The sequence below is a fragment of the Telluria sp. BA11 genome, from assembly GCF_056680305.1.
Window position 1 is genome coordinate 33,324 of the sequence record NZ_JBWXQA010000002.1, and the last position, 16,233, is coordinate 49,556.

The following is a 16,233-nucleotide window of genomic DNA, read 5'->3' on the forward strand; positions in this document are numbered from 1 at the left end:
TGTCGTTCGGACGCTACAATAGCTTTTTTCTGTCGACCGCAGCCGTCTATGTCACTTCTTACTGAGTTGGATCGCCTTGACTGGCGCGAATTTGAACACCTCTGCCTAATACTTTTCGAGCGCTACTTTGACGCCCCGGACGCGAATTTCTACGGGGCGAATAATTTCGGCCAAGACGGCATCGACATACGCCTGACCACGACCAAGGGCGACGCGCCGGCCCGGGTGGTCATCCAGTGCAAGGCGATGCAGTCGCTCGATTGGTCTCATTTTTCACGGGATTTCCGGCGCGCGCTCGACACCTTCGCGCGCAAGACGATTGGTGAGGGGCGAGCGTTCACGTTCATCGTGGCCACGACCGCTGAAATCGAAAATACGAGAAAATTCGACGCCAAGAGGGACGAATTGATCCAGGAGTTGGGCCTGGGCGATATCGGGGACCGAATCCATTTCCATGTCTATACTGCCCCACGCTTGCAAACGATGGCCCAGCATAATGCCGAATTGCGAGAGCTCTTCTACCGCTCTGAACGGCCCGCCGACAAGCACATGACTCAAGAGCTCATCCGGTTGAATGTGCGCCTGACACGGCATGCCGATCGCAACGAACTTGCCAGTGCACAGCGTGACGTGGGGGCCTACCTGCATGCGGCAAAGCCCTCCGAGCCCGAGAAATACAACTGGGTGCCGACCGTCCTGTTCGACCAGATCGCATACCTGACCTTGGCAGCGGGCGACTTCGAGCGGGCCAACAAATTGCTCAACGCCGCGCTCGGCGCCGACCCGCTCTACGCGCGATACCAGCTCGGCTTCCTACGGGCACGGCGCGTACTACATGCGGCACCCTGGCACAATCTCCCGCGTGCCCATATGTTCGAGCAGCCGGTGGCCATACCCTCTCCCGAGGAGGACGTCGTAGACATGGCCCCGCAGCTGCTGGCCGCACTAGGTCAAACCGACGAGCAGCTGACGCTGGCACTTTGGGTGATCAGTTACGCAGGGGAGCAGGACTTGGCCGAGCAGGGACTCAACAGGGCGCTTGGCCTCGTAGCGCAGGCCTGGCCGAGCAACCTGGAACGTCTAGATAAGGACGCGCGCTACGTGCTCAGCGAGGAAGGCTACCTGGATCGGCTGTCGGCATCGCGCGCAAAAAAACGGCTACCCGCTTCCAGCGAACACCTGCGAGCGTGTGCTCTTACGGTGGGCTACAGCTATATCCGGAGCGTGCACGTCGCGCGCTTCGGCTTCGAGTCTGTACGGCGCGTAGAAGACGCACATGAAGGCTGGGCGGAAGCGATTGAGGGAATTTCCCGAGACAACGCCACCACATTCTTTTCGGGGCTTCAGCCTTTGTGTCAGCGCGCGATGCGTACCTATTTCCCGTCGCTGCTGGCCGAGGGCAGTGGTAGGGAATTTGGGCGGGACCATGGCGACCGAATCACGCAGACAGCGCCGCCAAGGCTGGAGAGCCGCATGTACGCGGCCACACCCCAGTTCCTGCTGCGCGACTGCGAAGACCGGCTGGTGGGGCGCCGTGTCGACGAATTGGCGCACGGGGGCTTTATAGGCACGGGTGCCACCATCCTGATCAGCCACCTAGGGCTTGAACGCCTTATACAGGTCCAGCTCGGTGAACGCCTCGGTCTGAATGAGGGCCGCATACATCAGCAGGCAAGCGCCATAGTTGAAGGTATCGCTCACATCCTTGGCCGCCTCAGGCGATGTGAGCCAGGGGGAGACCAACGCTTTGATGGCCAAAAGCCCCCGTTCGAATCGCGTCCTTGTTATTCCAACTTCGCGGCCGCCGAACGCGTCAATAGCGGCTTCGCTAGCATCGAGCTTGCCCGGAGCATGCGCCTGCCATTCCTCGCCAGCTCGGCGAGCGAATGGCACCTAGCCGGGGCGGAGCTGCCGAAAACAGAAAAAAACCTGTTTTACTGGAAGCCAGTGTCGTTTCCCGCACGGATGTAGCGCAGCAGCAGACGCCGGTTCGCCGCAGGTCAACAGAAAGCTGGATTTCGACAGGACAACAACCAGCCCTTCGGAGTGCTCCACTGCGTTCGGCGAAGTAAATGTGATTATTAAATCGAAGTAAATTTGAAACTCCGCGGATAGTAGACAGTAAATTTGGGACACATGCCCAATTCTCCCGAGCACTTTATGAGCTACCACATTTACTTCACTGTACGATTGGGTGCTCTCAGTGTTTAAACAGCACGGGCTTGCCTGCTAGGCCGACCTAGACGGTCTGCATGCCCGGCAGCCACACTGTCCAGCACAGCGGCTACAGAAGCAGATCGACAATTCGTAAATTACTAGCACTTTCGCTAGTGCGTATGGCCTGACTAATCGACGTCCGGACAGCACAGCGCGATCGGCCTGCGGACGGGTCCCATTGATCGCTATTCCGCGTTATTGATCGGGGATCCGTTATGGTAGCGCTCGCGGATGTGCTCAAGCTGCTCCTGGGACGCATGTAGGGCAAGGAAGCCCTGCATGGCGTGCGATATGGGATGCTCTATCCAGAAGTCACCGAACTCGGCTAAAAAGTGTGGCCAGCGCGCGGCCAGCAGCCCATGCCGGCGCCGGTCCGGCCGTACCCAAGCCCAGTCCAAACGCCAGGAGCCTTCATCGCAATAGAAGGCGCAGGCACCGTCGATCGCTCCGTCCGCATCGGCCAACAGGTAGCCGACGAAGTTTGGGTTGAGCCCGGCCCGCGTGCTGACGCTTGGCCACTGGGGGAAGTCGTATCCAAAATCCCGTTTGAAACGTAGCGCCCGTTTCTCCATCTCGTGATGCATCCAGAGCGGCGCATCGAGGTCGACCCGTTCGCCGCGGGGGCCGCGTGCCGTGCGTTCGCGCATCAATTTCGACGGGTGTGGCTTCAGTAGGCGCAACGCCTGGGCATGGCTGCGCCGATGGTTCAATGCCGACTCCGGGTCGCCTTTGGTGTAGTGGGTACCGCACACAGCGCATTGCATTTCCACGTGGCGTGGTCGGCGCCAGCGCGGACCCTCAACCGTTAGTGAGGTCACCTGACCACCGCGCACCAAGATCTTGTAGCGGTGGCCGGCCGCTCCACGCCAGTCCTTCTGGATTGGTGCAGACTCGACCGGCTCTACACTTTGCAGCGTCAATCGTTGCTTGTTCCTTAGCGCGCTGTAGCAGTAGATCTCTCCCTCTGCAAGCGTAAGTCGTTCCTTGCCCGCAACCTGGTCGTACAGGGCGTCAACCATGGGCTGTGGATCGATGGTCACGCCCAGCGCCTCGAGGAAAATGCATAGGCCGGCGACATCGGCTGCTTCGATCATCTGCGTCGGGTACCAGCTCGTGTTCTTGAAGCGGGGCCGATCGCGCATCGGGCGGATCGGCATTGTCAAGTTGCCACAGCCGGCCGCGCCTCGATAAAATGATGAGATGACAGGTTCTCAACTTTACCGCGGTTTCCGCTACCCTCGGGAGATCATCAGCCATGTGGTGTGGCTCTACTTCCGGTTCTCGCTGAGCTTTCGCGACATCGAGGAATTGATGGCAAGCCGGGGTATCGTCGTGACTTACGAGACGATTCGCCAATGGACTCTGCGGTTCGGCCAGCAATACGCTGCTGAGCTGCGCCGACGTCAGCCACGACGGGGCGACAAATGGCACCTCGACGAGGTCGTGCTGACGATCAAGGGAAAACATCATTACCTCTGGCGTGCAGTTGACCAGGACGGCCATGTCCTGGATGTCCTCGTGCAGAGCAGGCGTGACCGGCAGGCGGCCAAGCGGTTCTTTCGCAAGCTTCTCAAGGGCTTGCGCTACGTGCCGCGGGTTCTGATTACTGACAAGCTCAAGAGTTATGCGGCCGCTAAGGCTCAGATCATGCCGGGCGTAGAGCATCGCCAGCACAAGGGTTTGAACAACCGGGCCGAGCTATCGCACCAACCGACGCGCCAGCGAGAACGGCAGATGCGCCGCTACAAGTCACCGAGGCACGCGCAGCGTTTTCTATCCGCGCATGGGCCGATCAACAACGTCTTCCGATGCCAGCGCAACCGCCTGTCGGCGCAGCAGTACCGGCACGTGCGTACTCAAGCGTTTTCTCTCTGGAATGAGGTCACCGATGTAGCGAAGAACGCATAACCTGGGACATTTGTTATCCGAGCCGCGGCCATTTCGCTCCGGATTCCGAAACTCGTCTCGTCGGCTCAGCAACTTGACAATGCCAGGCAAAGTGGTGATCAGGATCTGAGCCGCCCGCAGGCTTATCCCACCGTTCAACTGTCAAATAGAAAGGAACCGACATGCCCCTTGAAGTCATCGCCACCCTGGAGGCCAGCCCCGAAAGGGAAGCCGACGCCGAGACGGCGCTACGCGCGCTGCTCACCCAAACCAGACTGGAACCGGGCGTCCTGCGCTACGACCTGTACCGCGACAGCACACGACCCGCCACCTTCCTCATGGTCGAGGCTTACGCGGACGAAGCTGCACTGGAAGCGCACCGTGAGAGCGCCCATTTTCTCCGGTTCCAGGAACAGGCCGGCGACTGGCTGGCGGCAGCACCGACGGTTGCCGTCCTCGAGCCTGTTGCAGTTGCAGAGCACGAGTAAAGTCCGGGTGCCACGGGAAATGCCGTTCAGTTACCGTGTGCACGTCGCCCCCCCACTGGGGCCTCCGACTTCCGGCAAAGGCCGCAACCAGGCCGGGGCGACGGTGGGAAAGCGACTCATCCCCTACCGGACCAGGTGCTAAGGATCGACTGCTTCCTTTTGCAAGGACTCGGCGACTTCCACCATGGCGGCTGGATTTTCCAAGGTACTCAAATCGCCCGGGTCGCGCCCTTCGGCCAGCGCCTGCAGTGCCCTGCGCAGCAGCTTCCCCGACCTGGTCTTCGGAAGCGCGGAGACGAAATGGATATCGGATGGCCGCGCCACCGCTCCCAGCTCGGTGACAACGAGCTGTTTCAGATCGGCTTTCAGGCACGCGCTGCCCTGCTTGATGGCCGCGAACACCAGCGGCACCTGTCCCTTCAGCGAATCCGCCACGCCGACCACCGCGACCTCCGCGATCGCCGGGTGGGCCGCAATGCATGCCTCCAGTTCGCGCGTGCCGATGCGATGGCCCGCGACGTTGATGACATCGTCCGTCCGTCCCAGGATGAAGAAATAGCCATCCTCGTCGCGCACTCCCCAGTCGAAGGTGCTATAGACGGCTTTCCCGGGAATGCTGCGCCAGTAGGTGTCGACGTACCTGTCGTCGTCGCCCCACACGGTCTGCATGCATCCAGGCGGTAGCGGCGCCGCAATCGCGAGCACGCCCTTGCGCTTGGCGCCGGTGATTTCTTCTCCGGTCAGCTCGTCGATCAGCTTGACGTCGTAACCGAACATCGCCAATCCGGCACTGCCCGCCTTTGGCGCGCAGCGGTCGAAGCCGATGGCCGATCCCAGGATCGGCCATCCTGTTTCCGTCTGCCAGTAGTTGTCGACGATCGGCACCTTCAAGGTATCGTGCACCCAGCCGGACGTCGCTTCGTCGAGCGGTTCGCCGGCGAGGAACAGGGCCCGCAGCGAGCCCAGGTCATGCTTGCGCGCCGCGTCCTGCCCTTCTTTCTTGAGCACGCGAATGGCCGTCGGGGAACTGAACATCGCCCGCACCCGGAAGCGCTTGACCAGCGACCACCAGATATCCGGGCCCGGGCGTGTCGGCAGGCCCTCGTACATCAGGGTCGTCATCCCGGCAATCAAGGGGCCATAGACGATATAGCTGTGCCCGACGACCCACCCGATGTCGCTGGTCGCGAAAAACGCTCCGCCCGGCGCGCCCACGAAGATGTGCTTCATGCTGGAGGAAAGCGCGACCGCATAGCCACCGGTATCCCTTTGTACCCCTTTCGGCTTACCCGTCGTCCCGCTGGTGTACAGGATGTAGGAGGGATGAGATGCATCGACCCATACGCATGGCAAGTACGCGCTCCCGCACACCCTGCCCCGTGCGCCGGCATAGTCGACGTCCCGCCCTTCGACCCAGGCTGGCGCGCTCAGTCCGCGGTCCACGATCAGTACATGCTGCGGCTTGTAGGCCGAGGCCTCGATGGCCTGGTCGAGCAAGGGCTTGTAGGCGATGACCTTGCCGTCGCGCGAACCCGCGTCGGCAGACACGATGAGCTTGGGGGCCGAATCTTCGATGCGGGTGGCCAGGCTTGCACTGGCGAAGCCACCGAACACGACGGAGTGGATGGCTCCCAGCCGTACGCACGCGAGCATGGCAAACGCCGCCTCCGGAATCATCGGCATGTAGATCAGCACACGGTCGCCCTCGACGACACCATGCGCGGCAAACACGGCCGCCATGGCCTGCACTTCCGCGTGCAGGTCGGCATAGGTGTAGATGCGTTCCTGGTTGACTTCGGTCGAATGCCAGACCAGGGCGGGCTGGTCGGCACGGTCCACGAGATGCCGGTCGACCGCATTATGGCAAAGGTTCAGCTTGCCGCCAGCGAACCACTTGGCAAATTCCGGACGTGCGGCGGAGAGGACGGCGTCAAAGGGGCGATGCCAGTCGATCGCCTGTGCCTCGCGCGCCCAGAAAGTCTCCGGCGATTCGATCGACTCTTGGTAAAAGACCGGGTAGTCCAATGCGTGCTCCAGGAGTAAGTGATTGATCAGGGCCGGACCGCCTGCGGCAGCCGGCGGCATCGGCATCACTGCGCTCGGGTGCTCGCAGGGAGCGCCACCATCACCGGCTGCCCCGGTTTGGAGCAGCCGGTATCGCAGCAGCGGCCAGGCTGGAGATTCCTGGTGATCGAGCGACTTTCGTCGTGCAGGATACCACGCTCGAGCAGGCGCTCCACCAGCTCGACCTTGCTCCCGACCGGATAGTTGCGCCAGATTTCCTGCTTCATCGCGGCCGGCGACCCGCCACCGTGCAGGCTGATCACCGAGTACCAGCCGCCCTGGTAGGATGCCGTCAGGTCCTCGATGAAGCGTGCCGTCTCGATCCGCTTGTCGTAGGGGATGTCCGGGCTGGCCTGCAGCACCTCGGAGAGCCTGGCGGCGGTGGCCGGGTTATGGTCTTCGTCCGGTCCCGGCAGCGCGACGATCAGGCCGCCGGAGACCTCGTGCGCAATCCGGTGCATGTCGTAGATCTTGGTCGCCAGCAGCAACTTGCCGATGTTGCTGAACACGGGGTCGGGCATGAATGACCCGCTGTATTTGTCCCGGGTGGCATACACGCTTGCCGCGACACCGCAGGCATAGAAGCCCTCGGTAATGGTGATCAGCTCCACCATCGGATCGCGCAGGTTGCTCTTGGCTCCCGGATCGAGGCCGTTGGCTTCGCACATCAGTGCGCCGGCGCCGATGAGCAAGTCGCCGAACCCCGCGCGCGCGGCGATACAGCTGTGGCGGTGGTGGGTCGCGTAGCTGTAGGTCAGCACCTGGCTGTGTTCCCAGTCGCCGGCGTAGAACACGCGTTCCCAGGGCACGAAGACACGCTCGAAGATGACCACGGCAGTGGCCTGTCCATATTTGCGCGAGAACAGCGCGTCGCCGTGCTCGAGCTTTTCGCCGGGCCTGCCTGCCGGCCGGGAGATGATCGTGATGCCGGGTTCGTCCACGCGCACCGCACAACATACGGCAAAGTCTTCGTCCTCGCGTCCCATGTTCCGGCTCGGCATGACCAGGAACTCGTGCATGTAGGGCGCGCCCGTCACGATGGCCTTGGTACCGCTGATGACGATACCTTTTCCGTTGCGCTCGACGACGTGGACGTAGGTATCCGGATTGGCCTGCTGGTGCGGCTTCCTGCTGCGGTCGCCCTTCGCGTCCGTCATTGCCACGCCGATCGACAAATCCTTGTCCTGAACGTGTGCCAGGTAGGCATCGAAACAGGCGCGGTGCTCGGTCGAGCCTTTGGCGTCGTCGATCCGGGCCACCGCCTGCGCAATGCCGTTCAGGGCGTCGTGGGCCAGATAGCGCTGCGCGCACCCGGTTTCCTGGCACAGCACGCGCACCGCCTCGAGCTTGTTCAACAGGTCGCCGGCAGACTCGTTCACGTGGAGCATCCTGCTGACCACGCGGTTGCGCCGCGTCTGCGTGGCCAGCGCGATCGGCTGCAGTTCCGGGCGCAGCGCGTAGTCGTAGGTGAAGGCCAGGGCATTGACACCGGGCCGCAAGGCCGGCTCGTCGACAACGCTGTCGACTTCGCGTCCGTCGACGTAGACCTTCGGTCGGTACGCGCGCAGGGATTCGCGGTACTGGTCGCCGGACATCAGGTCGACGCTGGTGGCGGGCGCAACTTCGTGGGGGGTGTTCATCACGGTCTCCATTGAACAGTGAGCATTCAGATTAAACGCTGTTCAATGCAGTTGTCAACGCCTATACTGGCACCATGAACACGCCATCGACCGCTACCCACCGCACCACCGGCAAGAAGGAAACCGTGACGGACGTCGCGCGCCAGGCGCGGCACCAGGCATTGGCCGACGTCAGGCGCGAACTGATCCTGGATGCCGCGCGCTCGGCCTTCCTCGAACTGGGAATGGAAAAGACGAGCATCCGCGCGATCGCGCACCGGGCCGGCTACACGCCAGGTGCGATCTACAGCTATTTCGCCAGCAAGGAAGCCTTGTACGGCGCCCTGCTCGGCGAATCGCTCGACAGGCTCAATGCGCTGGTCGAGCACGCCCGAAACAACTGCGGTCCGGGAGCGGACTGCCTGCGCGCGACGGCGCGGGCCTTCTTCGATTTCTATCGCGAGAATCCGCGCGACCTCGACCTCGGTTTCTACCTGTTCCAGGGCATGAAGCCGCGCGGCCTGACGCCGGAATTGAACGAGGCGCTCAATGCGCGCCTGCGCGATGCGCTGCAGCCCCCGCAGGATGCCTTGCAACAGCTTGGCCTGACGGCGGCGAAGGCGCTGGAAGAAGTCACCGCGCTGTTCGCGCATACCGTCGGGTTGCTGGTGCTCAGCCACACCGGGCGTATTCGCATGTTCAGGCAGGCATCGCAGGACCTGTTCGACACCTATCTGGCGCAACTGGTCGCCAGGGCGCAAGCGCATCCGCGGAGTTGACGATGTTGATGATGAGTGCTGAAAAAAGCGTACTGGTCCTGGTGGATTACCAGGCGAGGCTGATGCCGGCGATTCACGAAGGACGCCACGCTGCGGACATTGCACAGCTGCTCGGCCAGGTAGCGCGCCTGCTCGGCATTCCAGTACTAGGGACCGAACAGAATCCGGACAAGCTCGGACCGAACGTGGAACAGGTCAAGGCCGGCTGTGACCGCACCCTCGCCAAGTCCCACTTCGACGCATGCAAGGATGGGCTGCCGGACGCGCTTGAAGAGGCCCGTCCCGGGTGCGACCAGATCGTCATCGCCGGTTGCGAAGCCCACGTCTGCATGCTGCAGACGGCGTTGGGGTTGCTCGATAGCGGCAAGTGCGTCTGGGTCGTCGCCAATGCAAGCGGTTCGCGTCGCGCCAGCGACCACGCCGCTGCGATGAGCCGGCTGGCCCAGGCAGGCGCGGCGATCGTGACCCACGAGATGGTCCTGTTCGAGTGGCTGGGCGACTGCAGGCATGCACGCTTTCGTGAAGTGCTGGAACTCATCAAGGCTACTGCCTGAGTCGCCAGCCTGTTCCAGCGTGCAGGCGTGCAGTCCTTGCACCACTGCCGTGCGAATGCCGGATCGGCTGGAATCGCCTGCCGAGTGCATTGCCCTGGAATTCGCCGATGTGCAGGCTGGCGCGCGGCGCATGATTTGCGTTGGCATATTTCGCACTACATCGGCGAATCGGTCCTGGCGCGGTGCTCAGTTCCAGCGATTGCCAGTACCCTGGACGCTGTAGCGACCGGCGCCGAACAGTGCGACTGCCACGGCGGAAGCCAGGTACATGATTTGCAGTTCAATCGCCCAACCACCCGTGTCGTTCAGCCTGAAAAAATCACCGGTATGGACAAGCAGGAGCGCTACCAGCATGTTGATCGCGATGACCAGTGCGCCGGCGCGTGCCCATACGCCCAGCAGTACGAGGGCAGGCGCGAGGACTTCGCCAACCAGAACCAGGTAACCGAAGACTGGTCCGGTGCAACAGGCGCACGCCGAGGCGCTCTTCGAGGTCCGCCACGTAGCGCGAGACCGCGGCCTTCGACATGTCGAGCACGTTCGCCGCACTGGTGAAGCTGCCCGCCTCGACGAGGTTGTGTCGCGTTAGCGATTTGACGCTCAGATTTGCTGGCGAGGAGTGGGCTGCTTTCAAACTGGACGGATTTGTCTTGCCAACGCATAAAATTGGTCGGCGAACGATGTGCGAGCAACGCCTTCAGTCCTGAACTGGTTCTTGCGGATCATGTGCATGAGCTCGATGCCGGCGAGCACGTTGGCGGCCGCGCGAAAGGACTTAAAGCCCAGCATCGGCTTGGTCAAGCGCTTGATCGCGCGATGGTCCTGCTCGACTATGTTGTTGAGGTATTTGACCTGCCGTACGGTGACCGGGACAGCCATCGCGCCGTTAATTTCGTCGATCGCGGCCTTGTTGGCTCCGCTCTTGTCCATCGCGATCTTCTCCAGAGCACCGTTCTCACGCATGGCTTTGTCGAAGAAACGTTTGGCGGCGGCCATGTCGCGATGTGCCGTCAGCAGAAAATCGACGGTCTTTCCTTCCTTGTCGACAGCACGGTAGAGATACTTCCAGACGCCCTTGACCTTGATGTACGTCTCGTCCATCCGCCAGCTAGCGCCGACCTGACGCTTATGCTTTCGTGACTGTGTTTCAATCAACGGCAGGAAGCGAATCGCCCAACGGTTGATCGTCGAATGGTCCACCGACACGCCCCGCTCTTCCATGAGCTCTTCGATGTGCCGGTAGCTGAGCGGGTACGCCACGTACCATCGGATGCAGACCAAGACGACGTCAATCGGGAAACGTATTCCTTTGAAGCTGAGCATGTCGGATCGGCAATGTGCGGCGTTGCAGTCTAACCCGATCGGGGCTACCGCTCGGCTAACGCGACAAAACCTAATCAAGGTCGTGCATACGCCTGAGGCAGACGGACGGATGATTACGCTGATTCGGGGAGTTTCCGTGGCGGCGTCTGTCGATTTGACACCCCGCCTCAGGCTTGTCCCACTGAGCGATTTGCCAGACAGCCCTCAATGAAGCTTGGGTAATCCAGCCGCCGGGACGGCCGGATCGAACGCGCTCAGGCGAGCGCTTGCCTGACGCTGTCGGCCAGCGATGTGGTCGGACGGCCGATCAACTTGGACAGCTGGCGGCCATCGTCGAACAATGCGCCTTGCGAGGCGCCTACGTCCCACGATGCGATGGCCGCGGCGAAGCCCTCCGGCAGACCCGCGCCCTTGAGCGCGGCCGCGTAGTCGGCTTCCGGAATGTTCACATAGGGGATGTCCTTGCCGGTCTGGCTGGAGATCTCGGCGGCGAGTTCCGCCAGCGTGTAGGCATTGTCGCCGGCCAGCTCGTAGGTGATGCCGCTGTGCGCTTCGTTCGTCAAGGCCACGACAGCCGCTTCGGCATAGTCGGCACGTGCGGCGGAAGCGATCTTTCCGTCGCCGGCGCTGCCGTAGAACGCGCCATTGGCCAGGGCCGGGGTAATAGAACCCGTGTAGTTTTCCGTGTACCAGCCATTGCGCAGGATGGTGTACTGCAGGCCTGATGCCTTCAGGTCGGCTTCGGTCTGGACGTGCTCCGGTGCCAGGTTCAGCGGCGAGCGGTCGGCGCGCAGCAGGCTCGTGCACACGATGCGCTTGACGCCGGCTTTCTTTGCGGCATTGATCACGTTGGCGTGCTGGGTCGCACGCTGGCCGATTTCGTTGCCCGAGATGAGCAGCAGCGTATCGATACCGGCGAGGGCGGCCTCGAGCGTGGCCGGCTGGGTGTAGTCGGCCACGCGGACGGCGACGTCCAGATCCCTGGCTTTTTCGGTGTTACGGACGAGACCGACGATGTTGTCAGTCGCGACCTTCTGTTTGAGTTTGCCGATCACGAGGCGGCCCAGTTGGCCGGTTGCGCCACTTACTGCAATAGTCATGGTTTACTCCTTCAAGGGTTCGATGTGGACGAGGCCCGATTATATGAACTATACTTCTCTTTAGGAAGTACGCACACAAATGTTAGTTAGAGATAACCATGTCTGATTTTTCCCCCGAACCTGAACACGGCACGTTCTCCGAGCGCCTCATGCGCGGCAACGTGATGGCCGCCGCCTGCCCGTCGCGCGAAATCCTGAAGCATCTGACCAGCCGCTGGGGCGTGCTCGTGCTGATCGCCCTGATGCCTGGTAAGCAGCGCTTCAGCGACCTGCGGCGTTGCATCGGCGGCGTCAGCGAACGCATGCTAGCGCAAACCCTGCAATGGCTGGAGGCAGACGGCATGGTCGACCGCAAGGACTTCAAGACCGTGCCGCCCCATGTCGAGTACACGCTAACGCCGATCGGACTGGAAGCTGCGGAAAAGGTGCAGGGTCTGGTTGAGTGGCTCGAAATCATGCTACCCGACATTCTCGAATCTCGTCCCGCCGCGCACTGAGATCCTCGCGCCAGCCCGTGATCCGTCCCGTGTCGCTCTCGAACACGTCGAGCGCGAGGCTGACCGAATGGTCGACGAGGCGCGTCAGCTCATCCGCTTGACCGCAGAGTACCGCAGCTAATCCCAGTTTTTAGGCTAGTTCAGACGCAGCTACATTCAACGTTGTGTCCGCTCTTGGCCGAACTCGGCCGTCCAATGCTTCAATGTATGCCATACGTTGTCTGCGGAGCAACTGCCTAGAGAAACGGGCTCTGGTGCAAACCTGCAGCTCAGCTAGAATGACGGCCTTTGCCTAACATGCGTAGTCACGCGAGCACGAGCGACCTGTTCAAGGGCCGACACTTCGAACAAGAGATCATCATCCTTTGCGTGCGCTGGTACCTGCGTTATAAGCTGTCGTACCGAGACCTGGTCGAGATGATGGCTGAGCGAGGCCTGCCGATCGCTCACACGACAATCCTGCGTTGGGTTCAGCGGTACGCACTGGAGTTCGACAAACGCTGGAGCCGCTTCGCGACGTCGGCTGGCACCTCCTGGCGGGTGGGCGAGACCTACGTCAGGATCCGCGGTCAGTGGGCTTATATCTACCGGGCTGTCGACTCGGCCGGCAATACCGTCGACTTCCGGCTCAGCCCGCGGCGCAACGTCGCTTCGGCCAAGGCATTCTTTCGTAAAGCCATATGTTCTCAGGGCCGGTTACCCGAGACTATTACGCTGGACGGTTATGCCGCTTCCCACCGTGCCGTTCGCGAACTTCAAGAGCAGGGACGTCTTCCTGACTTGACGAAGCTTCGCTCGTCAAAATATCTGAACAATCTGATCGAGCAGGACCATCGCAATGTCAAATCCAGACTTGGACCGATGCTGGGCTTGAAAAGCTTCACTTCCGCTACCACGACAATACAAGGCATTGAGCTCATGCATCGCATTCGCAAAGGGCTGAATCGCCCCGGCTTTCATGGAGGCCGGTTAGTGTGAGTCAGGCCGGAATAGCTTGACTGCTCAGTTGCTTGTAATAGTTTGCCTCAGCTTCCGCCGGCGGTATATAGCCGAGCGGTTTGAGAAGGCGGTGATGATTAAACCAGGACACCCATTCGAGCGTGGCCAATTCGACGGCCTCACGCGTCTTCCAGGGAGCGCGGCGGTGGATCAGTTCAGCCTTATAGAGCCCATTGATCGTCTCGGCCAAAGCATTATCGTAACTGTCGCCTTTGCTACCCACAGATGGTTCGATGCCGGCTTCTGCCAAGCGCTCGCTGTACTTTATCGATACGTATTGCGAGCCCCTATCGCTATGGTGGACTAGCTCGTTTCGTTCGGGCTGACGCGCGTACAACGCCTGTTCCAGTGCATCGAGCACGAAATCGGTCTGCATCGAGCTGCTGACCCGCCAGCCGACAATGCGCCGGGCAAAAACATCAATGACGAAGGCAACATAGACAAAGCCCTGCCAGGTCGAGACGTACGTGAAGTCCGATACCCACAGCTGGTTTGGCCGCTGCGCTTTGAACTGGCGGTTGACTCGGTCGAGCGGGCATGGCGCCTTTGCATCGGCTAAGGTCGTGCGCACACCCTTGCCGCGCATGACGCCGCGCAGGCCGGTCTTGCGCATCAGGCGCTCCACGGTGCAGCGGGCCACGTCCGTTCCCTCACGTCGCAGTTGGCGCCAGACCTTGTCGGCCCCGTAGACTTGCAGGTTTGCCTGCCAGACTCGCTCGATATCGACGCTCAGCACCTCGTCGCGCTGAACGCGTGCACAGCGCAATGCCGGGTTACGCTGCTGCGCCGCGTAGCGCCAGTAACCCGACGACGCGACCTGCATCACCTTGCAGATCGGCTCAACGCCGTAGGCATGACGATACCGGTCGATAAATGCTCTCACGGCTTGAAGTGGCGGCCGAGCTCCGCCTGGGCGAAAAAAGCACTCGCCAGCCGTAGGATCTCGTTTGCCTTGCGCAGCTCGCGCACTTCTCGCTCGAGCGCCTTGACGCGCTCCTCTTCAGCGGTCGTCGGTCCGGGGCGCTGGCCGGTATCGCGCTCCTGCTGGCGTACCCAGCGGCGCAGCGTCTCCGGCGTGCAGCCGATCTTGGCCGCGATCGACGTGGTCGCGGCCCACTGCGACTCGTACTGGCTGCCGGCTTCGCTAACCATGCGCACGGCGCGCTCAGCGACTTCGGGGGAATACTTCGGTTCCTTTTTCATAGCTCCATTCTCTCAAACAATGGAGCCTCTACAAAACTCGGGGCGGTTCAGAATCGTCTTTATCAATGAGGATGGCGTTGAACATATGTAGCTCCTTATCGGATGGGAAATCGGATTAGCGGGGCAAGACTGCGAGCGCAGTTGTGCACGCTGCACGGCACATGACATCTATCAATTTAGATATTGACATATCCCGATATGTGGCTATGATAGCCATGTCAACCGTTCGGCGTGTTTTGAGTTCGATTCATCGCCAAAATTTTGCCCAGTAACATCGAGATTTCCAAATATTTAGGAGTATTGAAATGAATAGAGAAATACTGTTTGAAAGCACGCAGCTGGGGCCTTACACCCTGAAAAACCGGATCGTGCTCCCGCCGTTGACCCGCTCGCGCAGTTCCCAGCCGGGCAACATTCCGAACGACCTGATGGCCGACTACTACCGTCAGCGGGCCGGGGCGGGCTTCATGGTCACCGAAGGCACGCAGATCGAGCCGCGTGGCCAGGGGTATGCCTGGACGCCCGGTATGCACAGCCCGGAACAGGTTGAAGGCTGGCGCAAGATCACGGCAGCGGTGCATGCCGAAGGCAGCATCATCTTTGCGCAGCTCTGGCATGTGGGGCGGGTTTCGCATAACTCGCTGCAACCCGGCGGTGCGGCACCCGTCGCACCATCGGCAATCGCTGCCGACAACGTCAAGGTGTTCGTCGAAACCGGCCCGGGCCAGGGCGCACTTACGGAGCCGTCGGTGCCGCGTGCGCTGACAACTGCCGAAGTGAAAGAGTTGGTACAGCTCTACGCCCAGGCGGCCCGCAATGCACTCGATGCGGGCTTCGATGGTGTCGAACTCCACTGCGCCAACGGCTACCTCGTCAACCAGTTCATTTCCTCGCACACCAATCGGCGCACCGATGAATACGGTGGCCCCCTGCAAAATCGTCTGCGCTTCCTGCGCGAGGTGGTACAGGCGGTTGCTGATGTGGTCGGCAAGGAACGGCTCGGGGTGCGATTTGCCCCGCTGTTCGCCAGCACCGAAGAAGACCGCGTCTATCTGGGGCTGGTGGAGGAAGATCCCCATGAAACCTATATCGAGGCCATCAAGGTTCTCGAACAGGTCGGGATTGCCTATGTCTCGCTTGCCGAGGCCGATTGGGACAACGCGCCAGAGCTGCCCGAGACCTTCCGAAATGATGTGCGCAGCAACTTCAGCGGCAAGATCCTTTATGCCGGTAAATACAACGTGGAGCGCGGTGTGCGCGTGGTCAAGGCGGGCTGGGGCGATCTGATCGCGTTCGGCCGTCCCTTCATCGCCAACCCGGATCTGCCTGAGCGCATCGCCCATGGCTGGCCGCTCAACGCAGTAGATCCAGCGACGATGTATGGCGGCACTGACAAGGGATACACCGACTACCCCTCTTACCGGCCATAAGGCAGTACTGGCCGCGTTCGCAGCTTCGGACGCGCCAGTGGCGCTGCGCGCGTGCGATGGAAACCTTGAGACC

The 16,233-nt window shown here is 61.4% G+C and carries 14 protein-coding genes, 3 pseudogenes and 1 other annotated feature; of the genes and pseudogenes, 8 read left to right on the plus strand and 9 right to left on the minus strand.

Going from position 1 to position 16,233, the window contains the following annotated elements:
* Positions 1–48: 48 nt before the first annotated feature.
* A complete protein-coding gene (locus tag AC1MGT_RS23295) occupies positions 49–1,971 on the plus strand; it encodes a hypothetical protein (protein ID WP_499504404.1) in 1,923 nt (640 codons plus the stop codon).
* A gap of 431 nt (positions 1,972–2,402) precedes the next feature.
* Here the strand turns inward: AC1MGT_RS23295 and AC1MGT_RS23300 are convergent, their stop codons facing one another.
* Entirely contained in the window at positions 2,403–3,374 is a 972-nt protein-coding gene (locus AC1MGT_RS23300) for a hypothetical protein (RefSeq protein WP_499504405.1), read from the minus strand.
* Between the two features lie 43 nt (positions 3,375–3,417).
* Here AC1MGT_RS23300 and AC1MGT_RS23305 point away from each other — a divergent pair, with 43 nt between their 5' ends.
* Both AC1MGT_RS23305 and AC1MGT_RS23310 read left to right on the plus strand, forming a co-directional pair.
* Positions 3,418–4,125, plus strand: coding sequence for an IS6 family transposase (locus AC1MGT_RS23305; protein WP_044663628.1), 708 nt, complete (start codon positions 3,418–3,420; stop codon positions 4,123–4,125).
* A 161-nt stretch (positions 4,126–4,286) separates the two neighbouring features.
* Positions 4,287–4,592 carry a putative quinol monooxygenase gene (locus AC1MGT_RS23310; RefSeq protein ID WP_499504406.1) on the plus strand — a complete coding sequence of 102 codons (306 nt, stop codon included), beginning with the start codon at positions 4,287–4,289 and terminating at the stop codon, positions 4,590–4,592.
* A gap of 138 nt (positions 4,593–4,730) precedes the next feature.
* Here AC1MGT_RS23310 and AC1MGT_RS23315 read toward each other — a convergent pair whose 3' ends face one another.
* Both AC1MGT_RS23315 and AC1MGT_RS23320 read right to left on the minus strand, forming a co-directional pair.
* Complete coding sequence (locus AC1MGT_RS23315) at positions 4,731–6,677, minus strand: propionate--CoA ligase (protein WP_499504501.1); 1,947 nt, start codon at positions 6,675–6,677, stop codon at positions 4,731–4,733.
* 5 nt (positions 6,678–6,682) lie between these two features.
* Complete coding sequence (locus tag AC1MGT_RS23320; RefSeq protein WP_499504407.1) at positions 6,683–8,296, minus strand: 4-hydroxyphenylacetate 3-hydroxylase family protein; 1,614 nt, start codon at positions 8,294–8,296, stop codon at positions 6,683–6,685.
* 74 nt (positions 8,297–8,370) lie between these two features.
* Between AC1MGT_RS23320 and AC1MGT_RS23325 the strand changes: the two genes are divergently transcribed.
* Together AC1MGT_RS23325 and AC1MGT_RS23330 are read left to right on the plus strand one after the other, a co-directional pair.
* A complete protein-coding gene (locus AC1MGT_RS23325; RefSeq protein WP_499504408.1) occupies positions 8,371–9,054 on the plus strand; it encodes a TetR/AcrR family transcriptional regulator in 684 nt (227 codons plus the stop codon).
* A gap of 2 nt (positions 9,055–9,056) precedes the next feature.
* Complete coding sequence (locus AC1MGT_RS23330; RefSeq protein WP_499504409.1) at positions 9,057–9,608, plus strand: isochorismatase family protein; 552 nt, start codon at positions 9,057–9,059, stop codon at positions 9,606–9,608.
* A gap of 186 nt (positions 9,609–9,794) precedes the next feature.
* Here the strand turns inward: AC1MGT_RS23330 and AC1MGT_RS23335 are convergent, their stop codons facing one another.
* From AC1MGT_RS23335 to AC1MGT_RS23355, 5 genes and pseudogenes are all read right to left on the minus strand, one after another.
* Positions 9,795–9,962, minus strand: a complete 168-nt coding sequence (locus tag AC1MGT_RS23335; protein WP_499504503.1) for a hypothetical protein — start codon at positions 9,960–9,962, stop codon at positions 9,795–9,797.
* A 33-nt stretch (positions 9,963–9,995) separates the two neighbouring features.
* Positions 9,996–10,049: pseudogene (locus AC1MGT_RS23340) on the minus strand (hypothetical protein); the annotation flags it as partial.
* Between the two features lies 1 nt (position 10,050).
* A pseudogene (locus AC1MGT_RS23345) lies at positions 10,051–10,212 on the minus strand (helix-turn-helix domain-containing protein); the annotation flags it as partial.
* Between the two features lie 26 nt (positions 10,213–10,238).
* Positions 10,239–10,931, minus strand: a complete 693-nt coding sequence (locus tag AC1MGT_RS23350; protein ID WP_499504410.1) for an IS6 family transposase — start codon at positions 10,929–10,931, stop codon at positions 10,239–10,241.
* 254 nt (positions 10,932–11,185) lie between these two features.
* Complete coding sequence (locus AC1MGT_RS23355; protein WP_499504411.1) at positions 11,186–12,031, minus strand: SDR family oxidoreductase; 846 nt, start codon at positions 12,029–12,031, stop codon at positions 11,186–11,188.
* 98 nt (positions 12,032–12,129) lie between these two features.
* On the opposite strand from AC1MGT_RS23355, the gene AC1MGT_RS23360 reads away from it, so the two are divergent.
* Together AC1MGT_RS23360 and AC1MGT_RS23365 are read left to right on the plus strand one after the other, a co-directional pair.
* A complete protein-coding gene (locus tag AC1MGT_RS23360; protein ID WP_285383209.1) occupies positions 12,130–12,528 on the plus strand; it encodes a winged helix-turn-helix transcriptional regulator in 399 nt (132 codons plus the stop codon).
* Positions 12,529–12,825: 297 nt separating this feature from the next.
* Positions 12,826–13,467, plus strand: a pseudogene (locus AC1MGT_RS23365) (IS6 family transposase); the annotation flags it as partial.
* Between the two features lie 40 nt (positions 13,468–13,507).
* Here the strand turns inward: AC1MGT_RS23365 and AC1MGT_RS23370 are convergent.
* A protein-coding gene (locus AC1MGT_RS23370) for an IS3 family transposase (RefSeq protein WP_499504412.1) occupies positions 13,508–14,730 on the minus strand; the annotation gives its coding sequence in 2 pieces (ribosomal slippage) (positions 13,508–14,451 and positions 14,451–14,730; 1,224 coding nt in all).
* Positions 14,336–14,452: a sequence feature (AL1L pseudoknot), on the minus strand. (Overlaps the previous gene by 117 nt.)
* A 305-nt stretch (positions 14,731–15,035) precedes the next feature.
* Between AC1MGT_RS23370 and AC1MGT_RS23375 the strand changes: the two genes are divergently transcribed.
* A complete protein-coding gene (locus AC1MGT_RS23375) occupies positions 15,036–16,160 on the plus strand; it encodes an alkene reductase (RefSeq protein ID WP_184238331.1) in 1,125 nt (374 codons plus the stop codon).
* Positions 16,161–16,233 lie beyond the last annotated feature (73 nt).

Excerpts from the sequence above, each read along its gene's own strand:
- AC1MGT_RS23295 (WP_499504404.1), top strand. The coding sequence starts at position 49 with ATGTCACTTCTTACTGAGTTGGATCGCCTTGACTGGCGCGAATTTGAA.
- AC1MGT_RS23300 (WP_499504405.1), bottom strand. The coding sequence starts at position 3,374 with ATGCCGATCCGCCCGATGCGCGATCGGCCCCGCTTCAAGAACACGAGC.
- AC1MGT_RS23305 (WP_044663628.1), top strand. The coding sequence starts at position 3,418 with ATGACAGGTTCTCAACTTTACCGCGGTTTCCGCTACCCTCGGGAGATC.
- AC1MGT_RS23310 (WP_499504406.1), top strand. The coding sequence starts at position 4,287 with ATGCCCCTTGAAGTCATCGCCACCCTGGAGGCCAGCCCCGAAAGGGAA.
- AC1MGT_RS23315 (WP_499504501.1), bottom strand. The coding sequence starts at position 6,677 with ATGCCGCCGGCTGCCGCAGGCGGTCCGGCCCTGATCAATCACTTACTC.
- AC1MGT_RS23320 (WP_499504407.1), bottom strand. The coding sequence starts at position 8,296 with ATGAACACCCCCCACGAAGTTGCGCCCGCCACCAGCGTCGACCTGATG.
- AC1MGT_RS23325 (WP_499504408.1), top strand. The coding sequence starts at position 8,371 with ATGAACACGCCATCGACCGCTACCCACCGCACCACCGGCAAGAAGGAA.
- AC1MGT_RS23330 (WP_499504409.1), top strand. The coding sequence starts at position 9,057 with ATGTTGATGATGAGTGCTGAAAAAAGCGTACTGGTCCTGGTGGATTAC.
- AC1MGT_RS23335 (WP_499504503.1), bottom strand. The coding sequence starts at position 9,962 with ATGCTGGTAGCGCTCCTGCTTGTCCATACCGGTGATTTTTTCAGGCTG.
- AC1MGT_RS23350 (WP_499504410.1), bottom strand. The coding sequence starts at position 10,931 with ATGCTCAGCTTCAAAGGAATACGTTTCCCGATTGACGTCGTCTTGGTC.
- AC1MGT_RS23355 (WP_499504411.1), bottom strand. The coding sequence starts at position 12,031 with ATGACTATTGCAGTAAGTGGCGCAACCGGCCAACTGGGCCGCCTCGTG.
- AC1MGT_RS23360 (WP_285383209.1), top strand. The coding sequence starts at position 12,130 with ATGTCTGATTTTTCCCCCGAACCTGAACACGGCACGTTCTCCGAGCGC.
- AC1MGT_RS23375 (WP_184238331.1), top strand. The coding sequence starts at position 15,036 with ATGAATAGAGAAATACTGTTTGAAAGCACGCAGCTGGGGCCTTACACC.